The organism is Flavihumibacter stibioxidans (genome assembly GCF_014332695.1).
Classification (GTDB): Bacteria; Bacteroidota; Bacteroidia; order Chitinophagales; family Chitinophagaceae; genus Flavihumibacter; species Flavihumibacter stibioxidans.
Window position 1 is genome coordinate 490,798 of the sequence record NZ_MBUA01000023.1, and the last position, 18,799, is coordinate 509,596.

Sequence of the window (18,799 nt, forward strand, 5' to 3'; positions counted from 1 at the left end):
TAATAATTTATACTAAACTACTTTCGGTCTTGTTTTCAAACAGCTTCTGCTCCTTGTCGTAACGACCAAGCCACCAGCCCTCTTCAGCTACCTGCACGTTGATCTCCTTTGCACCTACTGAAGCAAGAAAGGCCTTCGCCTCTTCTTCATTGGTCCTGGAAGTGCATTCCAGTACCATTACCATCAGGTCATCCGTGGCACGGGCATGAAAATGATGCTTCTTAACAAACGGGGCCAGCTGACAGAGATAACAGAAAGTCAGTACCATTCCCACCGCTGAAAACAATACGGTCAATTCAAATGTAATCGGAATAAAGGCCGGTAAAGGAAAATGCGGTTTACCACCGATATTCAGGGGCCAGTCCTTCGTGAACACCCAACCCATAAAACTCAGGGCGGTAGCAGTTCCCGTGATACCATAAATGAAGCCCGCAGTATGCAGACTGGTATCCCTCAGACCCATTACCTGGTCCAAACCATGAATCGGAAACGGAGTGTACACGTCGTGGATCTTATAACCTGCCTTGCGAACTTTTTTCACCGCAGGAAATAATACCTGTTCGTCCTCAAAACTTCCGACTACAAATTTTTTTATCGCCATTTTGTAAAAATTCGTTGTTAATGTTTCTTCTTAGTTCTAAATGCTGCCTTCTCACTGATCTTAGTGGTGTGCGTGCTCGTGGGCAAACTTTTCCACCGATGCTGATTCTTCTTCCACCATTTTTTCCTTGAAGCTTTCTCCGTTTTTCTTCAGGATATGCTTGATTTCGGCTATGGCAATTACAGGGAAATATTTAGCGAACAGGAAGAAACAGGTGAAGAACAATCCGAATGTTCCAAGATAGAATCCTACTTCCCAGATGGTAGGCGCATAATAGGTACTCCAGCTACTGGGGATATAATCACGGTAAATAGACGTTACGATGATCACAAAACGTTCGAACCACATACCCACGTTCACAATAATACTCATGAAGAAAGTGAACAGCAGGTTTCTTCTCAGCTTTTTGAACCAGAAGAACTGCGGAGCGATTACGTTACAGCTCATCATCAGCCAGTAGCTCCAGGCATACGGTGTGCTGAGGTCATAACGGTTTTTAAAGGCCGCCATTTCATATGGGTTCTGGCCATACCAGGAAATGAACAATTCGGTGATATAGGCAATACCCACAATGGAACCGGTCAGTACAATTACCTTGTTCATCACCTCGATATGTTCCATAGTAATATATTCTTCCAGGCTCAGCACCTTACGGGTAATGATCAGTAGGGTTTGTACCATGGCAAATCCTGAGAAGATCGCACCTGCCACGAAGTATGGCGGGAAGATCGTTGTATGCCAGCCGGGTATTACAGATGTGGCGAAGTCAAATGATACAATGGTGTGTACAGAAAGTACCAGTGGTGTACTCAGACCTGCCAGCACCAGCGACAGTGCTTCGTGACGCTGCCAGTGCTTGGTGGAACCCGTCCAGCCGAAAGCCAGCACGCCATACATATGCTTGCGCCATTTTTCCCTGGCACGGTCACGTACGGTTGCCAGGTCAGGCAACAGGCCGGAGTACCAGAACAGCAGCGATACAGTAAAATAAGTAGAGATCGCAAATACGTCCCACAACAGCGGAGAGTTGAAGTTAACCCACAATGGTCCGCGGCTGTTGGGATAAGGAAGTACAAAGAAGGCCATCCATACACGACCCATGTGGAAGATCGGGAACTGGCCCGCACACATTACCGCGAAGATGGTCATGGCTTCTGCGGCACGGTTTACACCGGTACGCCAGCCCTGGCGGAACAACAGTAGGATAGCGGAGATCAGGGTACCCGCGTGACCGATACCTACCCACCAAACGAAGTTGGTGATATCCCAGCCCCAGCCGATGGTCTTGTTCAGGTTCCACTCCCCGATACCGTAAGCTACCTCACGATACACGGAATACACACCAAACAATAACAGCAGGACCGAAATGGTAAAGCCAATCTTCCAGAGCCTGGAAGGTTTCATCTCAATGGGACGAACAATATCCTCCGTCACATCATGATAGGTCTTTTCACCTGTTACCAGGGCTCCCCTTACTTGCGATTCGTATCTTAATGATGCCATATCGTATAAGCATTTAGTGTCCGGGTACTACCCCTTCCACTTATTGGTTTTTTAAACTTCTTCTTTTCAATTTTTCCCCCACTCGCCCTTCACCATTCACCATTCACCATTAATGGTGCGCCCCTCCACCTTCAGCCCCCTCTGCCGCCGGTGCCGCTGCATGCGGCGCACCAAACTGCTCATGGGCGCTGATCTTATCGGTATTACGCACTTTGGCAAGGTAGTTCACATTCGGCAATACGTGGATCTGCTCCAGTGAATAGAACATCCTGTTCATGTTGTCATGACGGTGTTTGGAAACGGCACTTGCGCTGTTGTTCACGTTACCGAAGACAATGGCATCAGCAGAACAAGCCTGCTGACAGGCAGTCTTCACATCCTTATCTTCGAGCGGACGATCCTGCTTCTTCGCAGTCAGTTTACCCTCCTGCAGACGCTGTACACAGAATGAACATTTTTCAATCACACCACGGCTGCGGACAGTAACATCCGGATTCAGCACCATGCGGGTGAGGTCATCGTTCATCATCATAATCACATCGCTGGACTCATCCTGGTTACCGCTGAAGCTGTCAGCTCCGGTGTAATCAGCCCAGTTGAAACGACGCACTTTATATGGACAGTTGTTGGCACAATACCTGGTACCGATACAACGGTTATAAGTCATCTGGTTCAGGCCCTCGCTGCTGTGGTTGGTAGCGGCAACCGGACAAACGTTCTCACAGGGAGCGTTGTCGCAGTGCTGGCAAAGCATTGGCTGGAACACGGTCTGGATGCTTTCCGGATCGTTCACATCACCTGCGAAATACCGGTCGATGCGCAACCAGTGCATGTCATGCGCACGCAGCACTTCAGACTTGCCAACAACAGACACGTTGTTTTCAGCCGTACAGGCAACCACGCAGGCACCACAACCATAACAGCTGTTCATATCGATGCTCATGCCCCACTTGATACCGGGCTTGTCAAACATCGGATAGAGCGTGCCATCCTTATCATAATTCTCCAAACCACCCCATGGCTCCAGTTCTTTCTTACGGCCATCCAGGATCTTGGTCGGATTCTTGACATATTCAGCCAGTGTCAGCTCCTTAACCACTTCGTAGCGGCCTTCGTAGCTGGCATGGGTTTGTGTAGTAGCGATCTTGAATTTGCTAGTACTCTTTTCCAGCGTGGCATCTGCAAAATTCAATACAGAAGTTCCGTTGAAAGAAGCAAGCTGGTAAACATTCTGTCCCACACCCGCTGCCGCTTTACCGATCTTCTCGCTGCGACCATAACCTACAGCGATGGCAATGGTGTCGTTGTTCATACCGGGAATCAACAGTACCGGCAGGTCAACGGTCTTATTTCCAACTTTTACAATTACCGCAGGCTTTTCAGGGAATGCTTCGTAATTATCAGATTGGGAGGGATTAGAAATATCAATATCAAACATTGCCTTGCCCATCGCAGGGGACATCATCACATAGTTGTCCCATGTAGCCCGGGTAATCGGATCAGGCGTTTCCTGCAACCATGGGTTGTTGGCATGACGTCCATCGCCGATTGTTGGCTTCTGGTAAAGCACCACTTCCACTTTACCGCCTTTTTTAGCAGCAGCCACAGCAGCAGCAGCGGCGGCGACACCTGCACCGTTGAAGCTGGGGAAACCCATCACGGCAGCAGCTGATTCAATCACACCATCCTGCAAAGCTTTGTTGAAATTGTCGCTTCCACCAAGGCGGGAAGTCCAGAAATTCTTGTGGTAATCCGCATAAGTAGTGGCGTTACCGCTCCACTTCAGCAGGGTATCCTGCCACTGGCGGGTCTTGAACAGGGGAGAGATGGTAGGTTGTACCAGGCTCACATATCCTGCTTTATGTTCTGCATCACCCCAGCTTTCCAGGAAATGGTTAGCAGGTAATACATATTTACACAGTTCGGTGGTTTCATCCATTTTCTCATTGAAGGAAACAGACACCCGAACTTTTTTCAATCCGGTTTTGAACTTCTCTGCATCAAAGTAATCGTATGCAGGATTGGCATCCTGGATCAGCAGGGCACCTACGGCACCTGCATTCATATCTTCCACCAGTTTGGCCATATCCGCATCGATACCAGCCCTGTTTTGCAGGGGGGATGCCCAATTGATGACAGCACCATTAGCACCTATCGCTTCGTTGATGGCATTCACCAGGATCTGAACATTCACATCATTGCTGCCACAAACCACCAGTGACTGACCCTTATGGGCTGCCAGGTCCTTTGCAACTTTTTCGATGCCTTTTTTCAGTTTGTCGCCTGTAACTCCGCTAACACCCTGCCCATTCAGCGCTCCCAGGAGGGCCGCTGCCACAGCACCGGTTTCTGAGGGACGGTGAGTGAAACGTTCGTCAGCATTGGCCCCGGTCATGCTCAGCATTGACTCAAACTGGTAATGCTTGCTCATGGATGGATGTTGTGCATCCACCTTGCGCCCTTTCGAGTAGCCTTTGGAGAACTCAACGGGGTTCAGCCAGGTTCCCAGGAAATCAGCACCCAGGCTCACGATAACCTTGGCATTTTCGAATTGGTAGGATGGGATGGCGCGTTTGCCATGTGTGGCTTCATTTGCCAGCAACATGCCGCTGTATGAAACCCCATCGTATTGAACATGGCGGCTTCCGGGATATTTCGCCAGGAATTCGCTGATCACCTGCTTGGATGAAGGAGAGTTGATGGTGCTGGTTAACAGTACTACAGGAGCACCACCCAGTCCGTTCAACGCATCACCCACCATTTTATCAAAAGCATCGAAAGTGCTTACTTCCTTGCCATCTGCCATCGGGAAACGGAGACGTGCCGTATCATAAAGATCCAGCACAGAGGCCTGCACCTGTGAAGTGGTACCGCCCCTTGACCAGGAAGACAGTTCGTTCCCTTCAATTTTGATGGGACGGCCGTCTCTTACCTTGGCTACCACCGGAATGGCATCACCTCCTGATATATAAGTGGTGGCGTAATAATTGGCAATCCCGGGTACAGCATCAACCGGACGATTGATGAAAGGGATCGCTTTTTTTACAGGTATCTCACAACTGGCTGCAACTGCAGCGGCAGCTGTGCTGAAACCCACGTATTTTAGGAAGTCGCGGCGCGGAGTCTTTGCATCAGACAAGCCCTGTGCATCAAAATTCTCAAAAGGCAGATCTTCCTTGAATTCATCCTGCGCGTTCTTTTTAAAGGCGTCTGAGTTATTCAACTCACCGAAACTTTGCCAGTACTTTTTTTGCTCCATATACCCAAACCCCTGAAGGGGCTTTGATTTTTTGGTGATGAAAAATGGTTTATTGCAATGCTATTAATAGTGACACTTCTGACATTCTGTACCACCGATCCTTTCTACGGTTACACTGTCCAGGGTACCGTTTTTCAGGTCGTTGTGGAACTTCTCGTAAATACTGTAGAATTTGTTGTCGGTAAACTGAACCTTGGTTTCGCGGTGACAGTTCACGCACCAACCCATGCTCAGGTCTGTAAACTGGTACACTTCGCCCATGTTCTGAACCTCTCCATGACAGGTCTGACAAGCCACCTGGCCTGCTTTAACGTGCTGGGAGTGGTTGAAATAAACGTGATCAGGCAGATTGTGGATCTTAACCCACTCGATCGGCTTGGGCTCGTTTGCGTATTTTTTCTGGTCAGGATCCCAACCAGTGTAAGAGTAGAGTTTCTTGATTTCCTCAGTACCATTCACTTCGGTACCATCTTCACGGTATAACTTCTCACCGGCGTATTCGTTGATTGCCATGTGACAGTTCATACAGGTATTGAGGGATGGAATATTAGCGTGTTTGCCTTCCTGGGCACCGCCGTGACAGTACAGACAGTTGATCTGGTTGGTACCGGCATGCACCTTGTGAGAATAATAAATCGGCTGCTCAGGCTGGTAGTCTTTGGAACGGCCCAAACCGATGGCACCCATAATAGTATAATACCCTCCTATGATAAATAAAATCACGGCAAACAAAGCGATATAGGCTTTGTTGCGGTAGAAAGGAACCGGCTCATAGGAGGGAACTCCCTCCTTTTCGTCACTCAGGCGCTTCAGGTTGGCATTCACCTGCATCAGCACCAGCACAATGATCGCCAGGATCAGGGTCAGGATACCAAAGAGGAGTGAGTTGTCAGCCTCCGGAGCAGCTGCACCGGCAGCATCAGTCTTTACTTCGGGCTTTTTGTTAGCCTCAGTACTGATGTAAGTCAGCATGGCTGCGATTTCCTCATCCGTCAGGTTGGGGAAAGCGTTCATCGGCGTTTTGTTCCACTGGTTGTAGAGATCAGTGAAATACTTATTACCAGAAGAAAGTACTGCCTGGTTATTACGGATCCACGCATACAACAGTTTCTTGTCAGTTACACGTTCTTCAATACCAGCCAGTGCCGGACCGGTCAGGTTCTTGGATACAGCATGACAGGAAGCACAGTTCTGCTGGAACAATGCTTTACCATCCTGGGCAAAAACCTGCTGGTCAAAACAAACAACTGTGAGAAGTAGAAAACTGATTACTAATTTCTTCGCAATCGACCTATAATGAATCATAAGCTGGAAATGTCGTTGGTAATGTTAAAATGCCTCAATTCGCTGGCAAAAATATGACACGTTATTGACAATCTATCAACATGGTCATTTTTTTTTTAGCCGCGCAGGGCTTGCATTTCAGCGAATTGTGCAAACTTATAGATAGCACTTTTATACAATTCGTAAACGATTTTTGTTAAAACAATTCTGCTTAGTTTGCGGCATGTTTGAGAAACTACGGCATAAATGGAAGGTGGACAGCACCCAGCTTTTCCTGGTCATTACCACTTTCGCGGTAGGCGGTAGCCTTACGGGGATAGCTGCCCGAAAACTCATGACTTTACTACCCGTTCAACAGGCTGTCCTCTGGACCATATTATATATCATCATAATGACCCTGACCTGGCCGGTAATGGTACTGGTGGTGAGTATCCCCCTCGGTCAGTTCCCGTTCTTTAAGAATTATCTCGCCCGCATCGCCTCCCGGATTTCCGGATCACCCCACAAAACCGAAAACGTCAATCCTCATAAAGTTATGCCCCAGAATATGAATATCGCCATTTTCGCCTCGGGCGCGGGTTCAAATGCCCGGAAAATAATCGAGCACTTCAGCAGTCATCCGCAAATAAAAATTGCCCTGGTGGTCTGCAATAAACCAGGCGCCGGTGTGCTGGATATTGCCGCCGAACATGGCATCCCCACCCTGCTCATCGAAAAAGAACAGTTTTTCCGCGGCGATACCTATCTGCCTCAACTGAAGGATAAAGGCATCGGTTTTATCGTGCTGGCCGGCTTTCTCTGGAAGATTCCCGCCGCCCTGATAGCAGCCTTTCCTCACCATATTATTAATATACATCCGGCACTGCTTCCCAAATATGGTGGGAAGGGTATGTATGGCTCCTATGTACACGAAGCCGTCATTGCTGCCGGGGAAAAGGAAAGTGGCATCACCATTCATTATGTAGATGAACAGTACGACCATGGCGGCACCATCTTCCAGGCTACCTGCCCAGTGGAGCCCGGCGATACCCCGGCCAGCCTGGCCCAACGGATCCATTCGCTCGAGCATGCCCATTACCCGGCCGTGATTGAACAGACAATTCTTTCGCAACTCGTTAAAAATCATTAACGCTGCTCGTTCTGACACATTTTGGTTGTACTCTTGTAAACCTTTCATGAAACCGTATTTACGCATACCCCTGCTCCTGGTTTTCCTTGCCTTCACCCAGCCCATACTGGCGCAGGTACGGATCAGTGGCACCGTATTCGAAATGAATAAAACCTTTCCGCTGGCTTCCGTGAGTGTCCTGACCAACACGGGCAGGGGTACCCTCACCGACTCAAACGGACATTACAGCATTGTGGTGGCGGAAGACGACTCGATCTATTTTTCCTACCTGGGCCGCCCCACACCCAGGTATGCCGTCAGCAGCATCAATGCACTGAACCAGTTCGACATCGCCCTCCACGTAAATGTTACCACCCTCAGGGAGGTACGGGTGATGCCCCGTGATTACCGCTTCGATTCCGTGCAAAACAGGCAGGACTATGCGAAGGCCTTTGACTTTAAAAAACCGGGGATCGGATTATCATCTGCATCACCCGCTTCGGGTAATTTCGGGGTGGGACTTGACCTCGACCAACTGATCAATGTTTTCCGCTTCCGGCGAAACCGGAGCATGGCAGCCTTCCAGGACAGGCTGGTACAGGAAGAACAGGATAAATATGTGGCTTACCGGTTCTCCAGGGCCAAAATCATCAAGATCACTGGAATTACCGGAGCTGACCTCGATACTTTTATCAGGTACTATTCGCCCCCCTATGAAGCAGTGACCGTAGCTTCCGAATACGAGCTGCTCGAATACATGAAAAAAGCCGGCGAACAATATAAACGCATCCGCGCCATGGGTGGAAAAATCTCAGGCAGAAAAGAAGAATGGCTCGACTGGTAAAACAGCTTTCACCCGACGGGTGGGACTTCACCCGACGGGTGAAAGCCCCCACTTGATAAATATCACCCCCTGATTTGACATCACTTATGGCTTTTTTGCCGGAATTGTTGGACTTTACAGGTAATGAACCGAATCACCCATATATGGTCATCCGGCCTGATGGCGGCCTTCCTCCTAAGCCTCGCTGCACCATTGGTGGCACAACCCGTGGAGTCTGCAAAAGAAATCGTCCGTAAAGCTGACCTGCACGTTCGGGGCAATACCTCACAGGCTACTATCATCTTCCGGATTGTAAGGCCCACCTGGAGCCGCGACATGACCACAAAAACCTGGTCCAAAGGCAATAAACTGGCCATGATCCGTATCGAAGCACCCGTAAAAGACCGCGGTACGGTTTACCTCAAAAGAGAAAAGGAAGTGTGGAACTGGATCCCCTCCATTGAACGTAATATCAAACTGCCTCCAAGCATGATGAGCCAGAGCTGGATGGGTACCGACTTTACCAATGATGACCTGGTGAAAGAATTTTCCATCCTGGAAGATTATGACCATACCCTGGTTGGGGAAGAAAAAATCGGCGATCGAATCTGCCACATCGTTGAACTCATCCCTAAACCTTCCGCCGCAGTAGTCTGGGGCAAGGTCCGGATTTGGATCGATAAAAAAGACTACCTGCAACTTAAAGGCGAATACTTTGACGAAAGCGGGAAACTGGTGAACCGCATGGTCACCAATGATATCAGGATGCTGGGTGGCAGACTCCTGCCGGCATACATGGAAATGCTGCCGATTAATAAACCCGGACAAAAAACCGTACTTATTTACAAGGAGATCCAATTCGACAAACCGATACCCGATCATTTTTTCACCGTTGAAAACATGAAAAAAATACAATGATCTACCTGCGCATGGCATGGCGGAATATCTGGCGCAACGCCAGGCGGACCTGGATCACGGTGGCCTCCATCTTCTTCGCCGTAATCCTGGCCACCCTCATGTTTTCGCTGCTGGAAGGTGTGTATGTAAACATGATCCGGAACGTGGTAAGCTTCTCAACAGGTTACCTCCAGGTTCATGAAAAAGGTTATTGGGAGGATAAAAGTATTGAACATGTTTTCACCGCAGATTCAGCCAGCGCCAGGTTAATCGAAAATACGGATGGTATAACGGCGATGGTTCCACGAATAGAAAATTTTGCACTGGCTTCAACAGGAAACCAGACATCGGGCGCCATGGTCCTGGGCATAGACCCGGAAAAGGAAAATACTGTCACCGGCCTCAAATCAAAACTTTCTGAAGGGAACTACCTCGGCAATAACAGCAGGGGCGCCATGATAGGAAGTGGCCTGGCGCGCAAACTTCGGTTATCCGTTGGCGATACCATGATCCTTCTCAGCCAGGGATATCATGCCGGCAGCGCTAACGGATTGTTCCGGGTGGATGGCATTCTTAAAATGAACTCCCCGGACCTCGATAAGGTGATGGTCTACCTCAGCCTTCCCAGGGCTTCGGAACTTTTTGGACTCGAAAACCAGTACAGCTCATGGGCCCTGATGATCAGGGATGATGAAAACATGGAAGCCGTGAAACTTGCCCTGCAACAGCGCATAGACAGCACCAGGTTTGAAGTGATGGACTGGAAGGGCATGATGCCGGAACTGGACCAGATGATAGAGGCTGATAGTACCGGCCACAGAATCACCATTTATATATTATACATGGTAATCAGTTTTGGTATCTTCAGCACCATCCTGATGATGCTGGCAGAAAGAAAACATGAATTCGGCATTATGCTGGCCATCGGCATGAAAAAGCACCAGCTGGCTTTTATCGTTTTCCTGGAAACGGTTATCATCAGTTTCCTGGGAGTGCTGGTCGGAACGGCCGGTGCACTTCCCGTAATCCATTATCTTTCCAGAAATCCAATCCAGCTGCAGGGGGATTTAAAAGTGGCGTATGAAAGTTATGGTTTTGAACCAATCATGCCGGTATCCACCGCACCGGAAGTATTTATCACCCAGTCGAAGGTAGTGCTGATCATAACCATGCTGGTGGCCATATACCCGATTATACAACTGCTTCGAATGAGGCTGATGACAGCCCTTAGAAGCTGAAACACTTAATATGTTATTTGTCATAGCCTGGAGAAATATCTGGCGCAATAAAACCCGCAGTGCAGTGATCATCGTATCAGTGCTGCTCGGGCTTTGGGCAGGTATTTTTATAATTGCCTTTTTCATGGGCATGACTAATGAACAGATCGATACTGCCATTGCCCAACAGTTTTCCCACATGCAGGTACACCATCCCAAATTCAGGGAACTGGATGAAGCCGTTTATACCATCGAAAACAGGGAGAAGGTGGTGGAGCTGGTAAAGAAAGAACCCGGTATCATTGCCTCGAGCGAGCGCATAGTCATTACCGCCATGGCAGCCTCGGCATATTCCTCATCAGGAATCTCTTTACTGGGAGTGGACCCTGAAAAGGAAGCTGCCGTCACCGGCCTTTCCGGAAGGATCGACCAGGGAAAATACCTGGAAGAAAATGGCCGTAACCAGCTGCTGATCGGAAAAAAATTACTCGAAAAGCTTAAGCTCGATTCAAATAGCAAAGTGATACTTACATTCCAGGATGCTTCCGGTGAGCTCACTTCTGCGGCTTTCCGGATAACAGGAGTGTTCACGGCTGCCAGCACCTTCACCGAAGAGAACATGGTTTATATTAACCGAAGGGAACTTGATTCCCTGGCCGGCTTTCGGGGTGGCATACACGAACTTGCCATCCTCCTGCAGTCCAACGACCAGTTGGAAAACACAGCAGCAGCCCTCAGGCAAAAGATTCCCGGCGGAGCCAGGCTTGAAACCTGGAAACAACTGTCGCCCGATCTCAGGCTGATGATCGACTCCTTTGAGCAGTATATGTACATCATTATCGGCATCTTACTGATTGCCCTCGCCTTTGGGATTGTCAATACGATGCTGATGTCAGTCCTCGAACGGCAAAAAGAACTGGGAGTACTGATGGCAGTGGGTTTGAATAAAAGCAAACTGTTCAGCATGATTCTCCTCGAAACTATCGGCATAACTTTTCTGGGCTGCCTGGCCGGACTGCCACTGGCATGGCTGACAGTGATGATCACCAATCATACCGGCATCAACCTCTCCCAGTTCAGTGAAGGTCTTGCCATGTATGGTTTTGGTAATATTATTTATCCGGATCTGGAATCATCCTATTACTGGAAAGTAGCAGGGATGTCAATTTCAGCGGCAATACTGGCAGCCATTTACCCGGCTTATAAAGCATTGCAACTGCAGCCGGCTGTTGCGATCCGAAAAATCTGACACATGGAAAAAGCAGTTATTGATGCCCACAATATTTCAAAGGTCTATGACGAAGGCCCCGTTCCGGTTAACGCTGTACGCGATGTTCACCTGCATATCAACAGAGGTGAATTCGTGGCGCTGGTCGGACCTTCCGGTTCCGGTAAAACCACCCTGCTGAATATAATTGGCGGGCTCGATAAACCTACCACCGGACAGGTAATCATTAATGGTGTCAACATCACCGGGCTGAGTGCCAACGCACTGATCGACTTCCGCCTGAAAAATATCGGCTTCGTTTTCCAGTCATTCAACCTGATACCCGTACTTACGGCAAAGGAAAACATAGAGTTCATCATGCTCTTGCAAAAGATCCCCAAAAACCAGCGACAGGAAAGAGTACAGAAACTTCTGGAAGAAGTCGGAATGCCTGACAAAGGGGATGCCAGACCAGGGGAACTGAGTGGCGGACAACAGCAACGCGTAGCCGTAGCAAGAGCCCTCGCATCCAAACCCCAGTTTGTGCTGGCCGACGAACCAACCGCAAACCTCGATTCAACCGCTGCCTCCAACCTGCTCGATATCATGGAAAAACTGAACAGGGAAGAAGATATGACCTTTATCTTTTCCACCCACGACCAGCGGGTAATCAAAAGAGCGAGACGTGTGGTAACCCTGGTGGACGGGAAGATTGCTTCTGATACAAAACAAACTCCACTGGTTCACGATGAATAAACCAGGGATGATAGCAACCCTGCTGTTTGCCATCCTGTCCTGTTTATATTCCCTGGCAAAAGAACCGGTCCGGACGATCGGTCCCACATCCCTGCGGCCAGCAAACCCAGAAACAATCCCGCTCCCCTGGCCACCAAACCGGTTTTCTGCAGACACGATTCCCAGCCCGCCGGATTTACTCTCCCCTGATCAGGAAAATGAAAAAATTAAAACTTCGGCTACCCTGCATGGTTATATCAAGAACATGCCATCCCTTTCATTCGGCAACCGCATCGATTCGGCAGAATTCCTGAACCTGTTCCACAACCGCATCAATTTCAAACTTCAATTTCCCCGGCAACTCAGTTTTAAAATGGAAATGCGCAACCGGGTTTTTGCCGGCAGCCAGGTGAGGAAGTCCCCGGGACTTGCCACCAGTCTCAAACAGGATGATGGATTCATGGACCTCGCCTGGGTACCTGCCAGCTCATCCTCCATGGCCTGGCAAACCAATATCGACCGGCTCTCACTCAACTGGTACAATGAGAAATGGGATCTCACCATCGGACGCCAGCGGATCAACTGGGGTATCCACAATACCTGGAACCCGAACGATCTTTTCAACACATTTAATTTCCTGGACTTCGATTACGAAGAAAGACCCGGCAGTGATGCGGTACGTATTCAGTACAGTCCCAAACCCATGCAAACCATCGAAGCCGCCTGGAAGGTCGGCCGGAATGGCAAAGACCATGTGGCCGCCATGCTCTACCGCTTCAATAAAAAAGGCTACGACTGGCAATTGATCGGTGCACGGTATATCAACGACTGGGTTGCAGGCATCGGCTGGGCCGGAGGTATAAGGGATTTTGGGTTCAAGGGTGAAGCCAGTTATTTCCACCCCTCAAAAAATTTCAGCGATACGGCAGGCACCCTCAGTTTTTCAACCGGACTGGATATCAGTCTGGATAAAGAATGGTACCTGTCTGCCTCCTACCTCCTGAATAGTTCGGGAAACAACAAGGCAGGATTCCTGGGTTCCGGATTTGTTTACAGTCCGACAGCCAGGACCCTCCTCCCCTTGAGACATAGCTTTTTTTTCCAGGGCATGAAAGCCTTCACACCCATCCTGTCGGCCAATGCAGGCATCATGTATGCACCGGGCGGAGCCAATGTCCTGCTGTTTTTCCCATCGCTGCAATATTCACTCGCGGAAAACTGGGAGCTGGCTTTTTTCAGCCAGCATTTCTTTGGTGATCTTGATGGCTATAAGGCACTTGGCCACAACATTTACCTGCGGGTCAAATGGAACTTTTGAGACAGGCCGATTATCCATAATTTTATCAGCCCAAACCCAACTACAAACAAATTATATGGATCAACTGGTTCTCGGCATAGGCACACGTCTTCAACACACCCAATTCGGTCCTGGTGTGATCGTAGGTCTCAAGTACGCCGCCTACCTCATTTCCTTTATTCACCACGGTATTAAGGAAGTAGATAAAAACGATCCAAAACTGGAAGAGATCATCCCGGAAAATGTCAGCGAAGAAATCGAGACCCATTCTGAAGTGGAAAAATCCCTCCTTAAAATTCTTCGGTTATGGAACGGGTTCAGTGAAGTCGTTCCCCTGGGCGACCGCTGGAAGGGCGGCACCATGGTACTCCAACCCGGAGACACGACATTAAAGGCAAAGGAAATTCCTATCGATGTCTTTTTTCACAAAATAGTTATGCTGCGCGATCGGCTCCGGGTAATGGAACAGCAGATCAACGCGCACAAAATCATGAGCGATGAAGACAAAGTAAATCTCCAGCAATATATCACCCGCATCTATGGCTCACTGACCACTTTCAATGTTCTGTTTAAGAACAAGGAAGACTGGTTTGTAGGTGATAAAAGCAGCGAATAACGGCACCCCTTTTCTATGCCTTCTTTGTTGGATTGGTACTCATGCCAAACAGGGTATATAACGGACAGAATCCCACCAGGCTGGTGAGTACAAATACCGCAGCTACTACTGCCAGGACAATACCGAGAGTTCCGGTAACCGTGCCGGAAAAATAGAGGTAGCCCAAAACTGCGGCTACAACCAGGCGAATAATGCGGTCAGTGCCGCTCATGTTCTTTTTCATATGCAAATTAATTTAGGTGATATGCCTTAGCGCATACAATGTTTGAACTATGAAATTATTGCAGGAATATATTAAATAAACTGATATTTATCAAGTTTACGAATGACTTGCAACTGCTATTATCATAAGGCCGGGGGTCCACAGAATAAAATCATCCGTCCAGGATTACCTGTTGCGATAAGAAATGGTAAATTGAAGGATGAACACACCGATCAAGCTGTCGAAACTTATTCTTTTATCCGCGGCAGCAATATTCTTACAGACTGCCGGTATAGCCCAGAAAAACCTGCACGAAAATTCAATTGTAATCGATGCCCACAACGACGTGTTGTCTTCTGCAACCTTAAAGGGTCTTAATATTGAGGACGACCTGTCGGGTAAAACACACAGCGACCTGGCCAGGTTCCGCAAAGGTGGTATTGATATCCAGATCTTTTCAATCTTTTGCGACGAAAGGTATGGGGCCGGAACCGCGTTTAATCACGCCCTCCGCGAAATGGATTCACTGGATGCCATTGTGGCCAGGAACCCAACCAAAATGATGCTGGTCAACAACCTGGCCGACCTTCGCGAAGCAGTAAGGTCACGCAGGCTTGGGGCCATGAAAGGGGTGGAAGGCGGCCACATGATCGAAGACAAAATGGAATACCTCGACAGCCTGTACAAAAGAGGTGCCCGTTATCTTACACTCACCTGGAACAATTCCACTTCCTGGGCCAGTTCTGCCTGGGACGAAAATTATCTCGATGCCGGCAAGCCCACGACCATCACCAAAAAGGGATTGAATGATTTCGGTAAGCAGGTAGTTCGCCGGATGAACGAATTAGGCATGCTGGTCGACCTCAGCCATGTTGGCGTTCAAACCTTTTACGACGCACTGGCTACTACCACCAAACCCGTCATCGTATCTCACAGCTGCGTCCATGCGATTTGCCCTGTTCCGCGTAACCTGGATGATGACCAGATAAAAGCCATCGCAAAAAACGGGGGCGTCATCCACCTGAATTTTTATTCCGGTTTTCTTGACAGCAATTACACCAGGAATAAAAATGCATTCTTCGCAAATCACCGGGAGGAAGTCGATTCGTTGAAACTATTGAAACTGCCTGAATATGAAATTGCCGAATTAATTGCCAAAAAATATCCCGAAGAGGCTGAAGCGCTCCGCCCCTCAATGAATGTTCTTCTGGACCACCTGGATTATATCGTGAACCTGATAGGGGTTGAACATGTCGGTATCGGTTCGGATTTCGATGGTATAGATTCTGCCCCACAGGACCTCGATGGCGTGGAAGACATGCCTATCCTGACTTCCGCACTGATCGTACGCGGTTATTCCCGCAAGGATATCAGGAAAATACTTGGCGGCAATTTTATCCGGGTGTTTAAAGCCGCCGGTGCCAGATAAGGGTTTCGTAAACATAGGTATCCCCCGATGCTGGTTTCCAGTTCACGGTGCCATCCCGGCAGGAACGCCAGTCGGACAGGTCCACTGGGGCTATGGCAGCCTGATATGTTCAACATATCAATAGCCCAGCAATTTCTGGACAATACCTGCCAGCCTCGATTTAGCCAGAAAATTTTTCTCCAGTTCAATATTGAAGGGAACCGGTGTATCAAGGGATGCGCAACGCATTACAGGGGCGTCCAGCAGTTCGAAACAATGCTCGCTGATCCACGCACTGATCTCGCCACCAATACCTCCTGTAAGAGTGTCTTCATGCAGGATCACTACCTTACCCGTACGGCTAACCGAAGAACGGATGGCCTCGTAATCCAGTGGTAACAGGGTTCTCAGGTCGAGAATGTCTATACTGATTTCAGGGTGGGCATTTGCATAATCAAGGGCCCAGTGTACGCCTGCACCATAGGTTATGATGCTGATACCGGAGCCCTCGCGTACCGTCTTCGCTTTTCCTATCGGCACCTCATAATAGCCTTCCGGTACAAGCCCGCTGATGCTGCGGTATAATGCCTTGTGTTCAAAAAACAATACCGGGTTTGGATCGTTGATGGCGGCAATCATCAACCCCTTCGCGTCTTCCGGCGAGGAGGGATACACCACTTTTAATCCGGGCGTATGAACGAACCAGGCTTCATTGCTCTGGCTGTGAAACGGCCCCGCCCCTACTCCCGCGCCCGTTGGCATCCTCACCACCACATCGGCGTTTTGCCCCCAGCGGTAATGGATCTTGGCCAGGTTGTTCACGATCTGGTTCAGTCCCACACTCACAAAATCGGCGAACTGCATTTCCACCATGCTCTTGTATCCTTCCAGGGACAGGCCCAGGGCGGTTCCCAGGATCGCGCTTTCACAGAGGGGTGTGTTGCGAACCCTCGCTTTCCCATATTTGTCCACAAAACCTTCCGTTATCTTGAATGCGCCACCGTATTCGGCTATGTCCTGTCCCATTAAAACCAGGTTTCCATGCCGCTGCATGGAAAGGTCCAGTCCATCCTTAATGGCATCGATAAATCTTTTCTCGCTACCCGCTCCAGCCGCAATGCTACCCGCAGCTTCCACTACTTCGCTTCTCACCATTCCGCCACCACTACTATAAACATCCCTCAGTTCCTCCTCCGTATCCGGAACAATCTCAGGTGCGGAGGCAGCCAGCGCCAGTTCCTGCTCTATTTCACTTTTGATCGCACCGCGGATGCCTTCAATTTCGGAATAGGTCAGCAGGCCCTGCAACACCATCCACTCTTCGAATTTTTTCACCGGATCACGCTCTGCCCATTCATCGAACAGGTGCTTTGGTACATACTTGGTTCCGCTTGCCTCTTCATGACCCCGCATCCGGAATGTCATACATTCCACCAGGTAGGGCTTCTGTTCGCGGATGCAATAATCCCGCACACCCCTGATGGTATCATATACCGAAAGCAGGTTATTGCCGTCAATGCGAACTCCTTCCATGCCATACCCTTTGGCACGGTCCACCAGGCTGTCGCACCTGTATTGTTCATTGACCGGGGTACTCAACCCGTAGCCATTGTTTTCAATGATAAAGATCGCGGGAAGGCCCCATACGGCTGCCACATTCAGCGCCTCGTGAAAATCACCTTCACTGGTTCCACCATCTCCCGTAAAAGTGACGCTTACCTTTCCCAGGCCGCGCAGTTTATATGCCAGCGCCACACCATCGGCTATTGCGAGTTGCGGACCCAGGTGCGAAATCATGCCACAGATATGGTGCTCGCGGGCGCCAAAATGAAAACTCCGTTCCCTGCCTTTGCTATAGCCCTCCCTGTTACCCTGCCACTGCATGAACAGCTTATTCAACGGCATATTGCGGCTGGTGAATACTCCCAGGTTGCGGTGCAGGGGCATGATCCATTCATCGGGATCAAGCGCAAGGCCCACACCTACGGAGATGGCTTCCTGGCCGATACCGCTGAACCATTTACTGATCTTACCCTGGCGGAGCAGGACCAGCATTTTCTCTTCTATCATGCGGGGCTTGAGGATACTCTGGTAAAAATGTACCAACTGTTGATCCGTCAGGGATTTACGGTCGAAATTCATAGCGGCAATCACTCTTTTGTACTGGAAGAATTTATCAGCGATGTTGTTACTGATAACACAATACTAAACAATAATGCCGACCAAAAACCATCCGTTTTAAAGCCGTCCACCAATTTGTCTGCAAGCAGTATGATCACTGCATTGATGACCAGTAAAAACAAGCCCAGGGTTATGATGGTGATCGGGAAAGTGAGGATTGTCAGGATCGGTTTTACCAGCATATTCAGCAGGGCAAGTACCAAGGCAAAAATCAGGGCAGGCACCAGGGAATCAAAATGAATACCAGGCAGCAGGTAGGATAAACCAAATGCCACCAACGCGGTAATCAGCAAACGGGTCAGAAAATTCATAGCAGGTATTTTACTAAAGTTAATCAAAATCGGGCGCGGTTGATACCCCGTCCATTTTCAGGTAGGCCTTTCCGTTAGAATTATCCTTTCGGGCTGCATGAATATCACCGGTCGCTACCGGCATCGCAGGTACTGCAAAAATCCTGTAAC

At 49.1% G+C, this 18,799-nt stretch carries 16 protein-coding genes; 9 read left to right on the plus strand and 7 right to left on the minus strand.

All coding sequences use genetic code 11. The annotated features are described in order from the left end of the window. Positions 1-7: 7 nt before the first annotated feature. The 4 genes from BC349_RS13505 to BC349_RS13520 form a co-directional block, all read right to left on the minus strand. Complete coding sequence (locus BC349_RS13505) at positions 8-601, minus strand: DUF3341 domain-containing protein (protein WP_187257297.1); 594 nt, start codon at positions 599-601, stop codon at positions 8-10. 60 nt (positions 602-661) lie between these two features. Beyond that, a complete protein-coding gene (gene nrfD, locus BC349_RS13510; protein WP_187257298.1) occupies positions 662-2,104 on the minus strand; it encodes an NrfD/PsrC family molybdoenzyme membrane anchor subunit in 1,443 nt (480 codons plus the stop codon). A gap of 109 nt (positions 2,105-2,213) precedes the next feature. Next, entirely contained in the window at positions 2,214-5,363 is a 3,150-nt protein-coding gene (locus BC349_RS13515) for a TAT-variant-translocated molybdopterin oxidoreductase (RefSeq protein ID WP_187257299.1), read from the minus strand. A gap of 63 nt (positions 5,364-5,426) precedes the next feature. After that, positions 5,427-6,668, minus strand: coding sequence for a c-type cytochrome (locus BC349_RS13520; RefSeq protein ID WP_187257300.1), 1,242 nt, complete (start codon positions 6,666-6,668; stop codon positions 5,427-5,429). Positions 6,669-6,870: 202 nt separating this feature from the next. On the opposite strand from BC349_RS13520, the gene purN reads away from it, so the two are divergent. The 8 genes from purN (at position 6,871) to BC349_RS13560 (ending at position 14,547) form a co-directional block, all read left to right on the plus strand. Continuing rightward, positions 6,871-7,776, plus strand: a complete 906-nt coding sequence (gene purN, locus BC349_RS13525; RefSeq protein WP_246456939.1) for a phosphoribosylglycinamide formyltransferase — start codon at positions 6,871-6,873, stop codon at positions 7,774-7,776. A 46-nt stretch (positions 7,777-7,822) separates the two neighbouring features. Next, the gene (locus BC349_RS13530) at positions 7,823-8,599 is read left to right on the plus strand and encodes a carboxypeptidase-like regulatory domain-containing protein (protein WP_187257301.1); all 777 of its coding nucleotides are present in this window, start codon (positions 7,823-7,825) and stop codon (positions 8,597-8,599) included. Between the two features lie 123 nt (positions 8,600-8,722). Then, positions 8,723-9,496 (plus strand): outer membrane lipoprotein-sorting protein, encoded by a 774-nt coding sequence (locus tag BC349_RS13535; protein ID WP_246456940.1) that lies wholly within the window; start codon positions 8,723-8,725, stop codon positions 9,494-9,496. After that, positions 9,493-10,713, plus strand: coding sequence for an ABC transporter permease (locus tag BC349_RS13540; RefSeq protein WP_187257302.1), 1,221 nt, complete (start codon positions 9,493-9,495; stop codon positions 10,711-10,713). The genes BC349_RS13535 and BC349_RS13540 overlap by 4 nt, the downstream gene beginning before the upstream one ends. A 10-nt stretch (positions 10,714-10,723) precedes the next feature. Further along, positions 10,724-11,941: an ABC transporter permease gene (locus BC349_RS13545; protein ID WP_187257303.1), complete on the plus strand. Its 1,218-nt coding sequence runs from the start codon at positions 10,724-10,726 to the stop codon at positions 11,939-11,941. Positions 11,942-11,944: 3 nt separating this feature from the next. Next, positions 11,945-12,655 carry an ABC transporter ATP-binding protein gene (locus BC349_RS13550; RefSeq protein ID WP_187257304.1) on the plus strand — a complete coding sequence of 237 codons (711 nt, stop codon included), beginning with the start codon at positions 11,945-11,947 and terminating at the stop codon, positions 12,653-12,655. 7 nt (positions 12,656-12,662) lie between these two features. Next, on the plus strand, positions 12,663-13,952 hold the full coding sequence (locus BC349_RS13555) for a hypothetical protein (protein WP_187257305.1): 1,290 nt from the start codon (positions 12,663-12,665) through the stop codon (positions 13,950-13,952). Between the two features lie 55 nt (positions 13,953-14,007). Next, positions 14,008-14,547 carry a hypothetical protein gene (locus BC349_RS13560; RefSeq protein WP_187257306.1) on the plus strand — a complete coding sequence of 180 codons (540 nt, stop codon included), beginning with the start codon at positions 14,008-14,010 and terminating at the stop codon, positions 14,545-14,547. Positions 14,548-14,560: 13 nt separating this feature from the next. On the opposite strand, the gene BC349_RS13565 is transcribed toward BC349_RS13560, so the two are convergent. Then, a complete protein-coding gene (locus BC349_RS13565) occupies positions 14,561-14,770 on the minus strand; it encodes a YgaP family membrane protein (protein ID WP_187257307.1) in 210 nt (69 codons plus the stop codon). A 199-nt stretch (positions 14,771-14,969) separates the two neighbouring features. On the opposite strand from BC349_RS13565, the gene BC349_RS13570 reads away from it, so the two are divergent. After that, the gene (locus tag BC349_RS13570) at positions 14,970-16,178 is read left to right on the plus strand and encodes a dipeptidase (protein WP_187257308.1); all 1,209 of its coding nucleotides are present in this window, start codon (positions 14,970-14,972) and stop codon (positions 16,176-16,178) included. A gap of 117 nt (positions 16,179-16,295) precedes the next feature. Here the strand turns inward: BC349_RS13570 and BC349_RS13575 are convergent, their stop codons facing one another. Then, positions 16,296-18,299, minus strand: a complete 2,004-nt coding sequence (locus tag BC349_RS13575; RefSeq protein ID WP_187257309.1) for an alpha-ketoacid dehydrogenase subunit alpha/beta — start codon at positions 18,297-18,299, stop codon at positions 16,296-16,298. 8 nt (positions 18,300-18,307) lie between these two features. Continuing rightward, on the minus strand, positions 18,308-18,649 hold the full coding sequence (locus BC349_RS13580; RefSeq protein WP_187257310.1) for a phage holin family protein: 342 nt from the start codon (positions 18,647-18,649) through the stop codon (positions 18,308-18,310). Positions 18,650-18,799: the final 150 nt, after the last annotated feature.

Coding starts and splice junctions, on each gene's coding strand:
- BC349_RS13505 (WP_187257297.1), bottom strand. CDS start 601: ATGGCGATAAAAAAATTTGTAGTCGGAAGTTTTGAGGACGAACAGGTA.
- nrfD (WP_187257298.1), bottom strand. CDS start 2,104: ATGGCATCATTAAGATACGAATCGCAAGTAAGGGGAGCCCTGGTAACA.
- BC349_RS13515 (WP_187257299.1), bottom strand. CDS start 5,363: ATGGAGCAAAAAAAGTACTGGCAAAGTTTCGGTGAGTTGAATAACTCA.
- BC349_RS13520 (WP_187257300.1), bottom strand. CDS start 6,668: ATGATTCATTATAGGTCGATTGCGAAGAAATTAGTAATCAGTTTTCTA.
- purN (WP_246456939.1), top strand. CDS start 6,871: ATGTTTGAGAAACTACGGCATAAATGGAAGGTGGACAGCACCCAGCTT.
- BC349_RS13530 (WP_187257301.1), top strand. CDS start 7,823: ATGAAACCGTATTTACGCATACCCCTGCTCCTGGTTTTCCTTGCCTTC.
- BC349_RS13535 (WP_246456940.1), top strand. CDS start 8,723: ATGAACCGAATCACCCATATATGGTCATCCGGCCTGATGGCGGCCTTC.
- BC349_RS13540 (WP_187257302.1), top strand. CDS start 9,493: ATGATCTACCTGCGCATGGCATGGCGGAATATCTGGCGCAACGCCAGG.
- BC349_RS13545 (WP_187257303.1), top strand. CDS start 10,724: ATGTTATTTGTCATAGCCTGGAGAAATATCTGGCGCAATAAAACCCGC.
- BC349_RS13550 (WP_187257304.1), top strand. CDS start 11,945: ATGGAAAAAGCAGTTATTGATGCCCACAATATTTCAAAGGTCTATGAC.
- BC349_RS13555 (WP_187257305.1), top strand. CDS start 12,663: ATGATAGCAACCCTGCTGTTTGCCATCCTGTCCTGTTTATATTCCCTG.
- BC349_RS13560 (WP_187257306.1), top strand. CDS start 14,008: ATGGATCAACTGGTTCTCGGCATAGGCACACGTCTTCAACACACCCAA.
- BC349_RS13565 (WP_187257307.1), bottom strand. CDS start 14,770: ATGAAAAAGAACATGAGCGGCACTGACCGCATTATTCGCCTGGTTGTA.
- BC349_RS13570 (WP_187257308.1), top strand. CDS start 14,970: ATGAACACACCGATCAAGCTGTCGAAACTTATTCTTTTATCCGCGGCA.
- BC349_RS13575 (WP_187257309.1), bottom strand. CDS start 18,299: ATGAATTTCGACCGTAAATCCCTGACGGATCAACAGTTGGTACATTTT.
- BC349_RS13580 (WP_187257310.1), bottom strand. CDS start 18,649: ATGAATTTTCTGACCCGTTTGCTGATTACCGCGTTGGTGGCATTTGGT.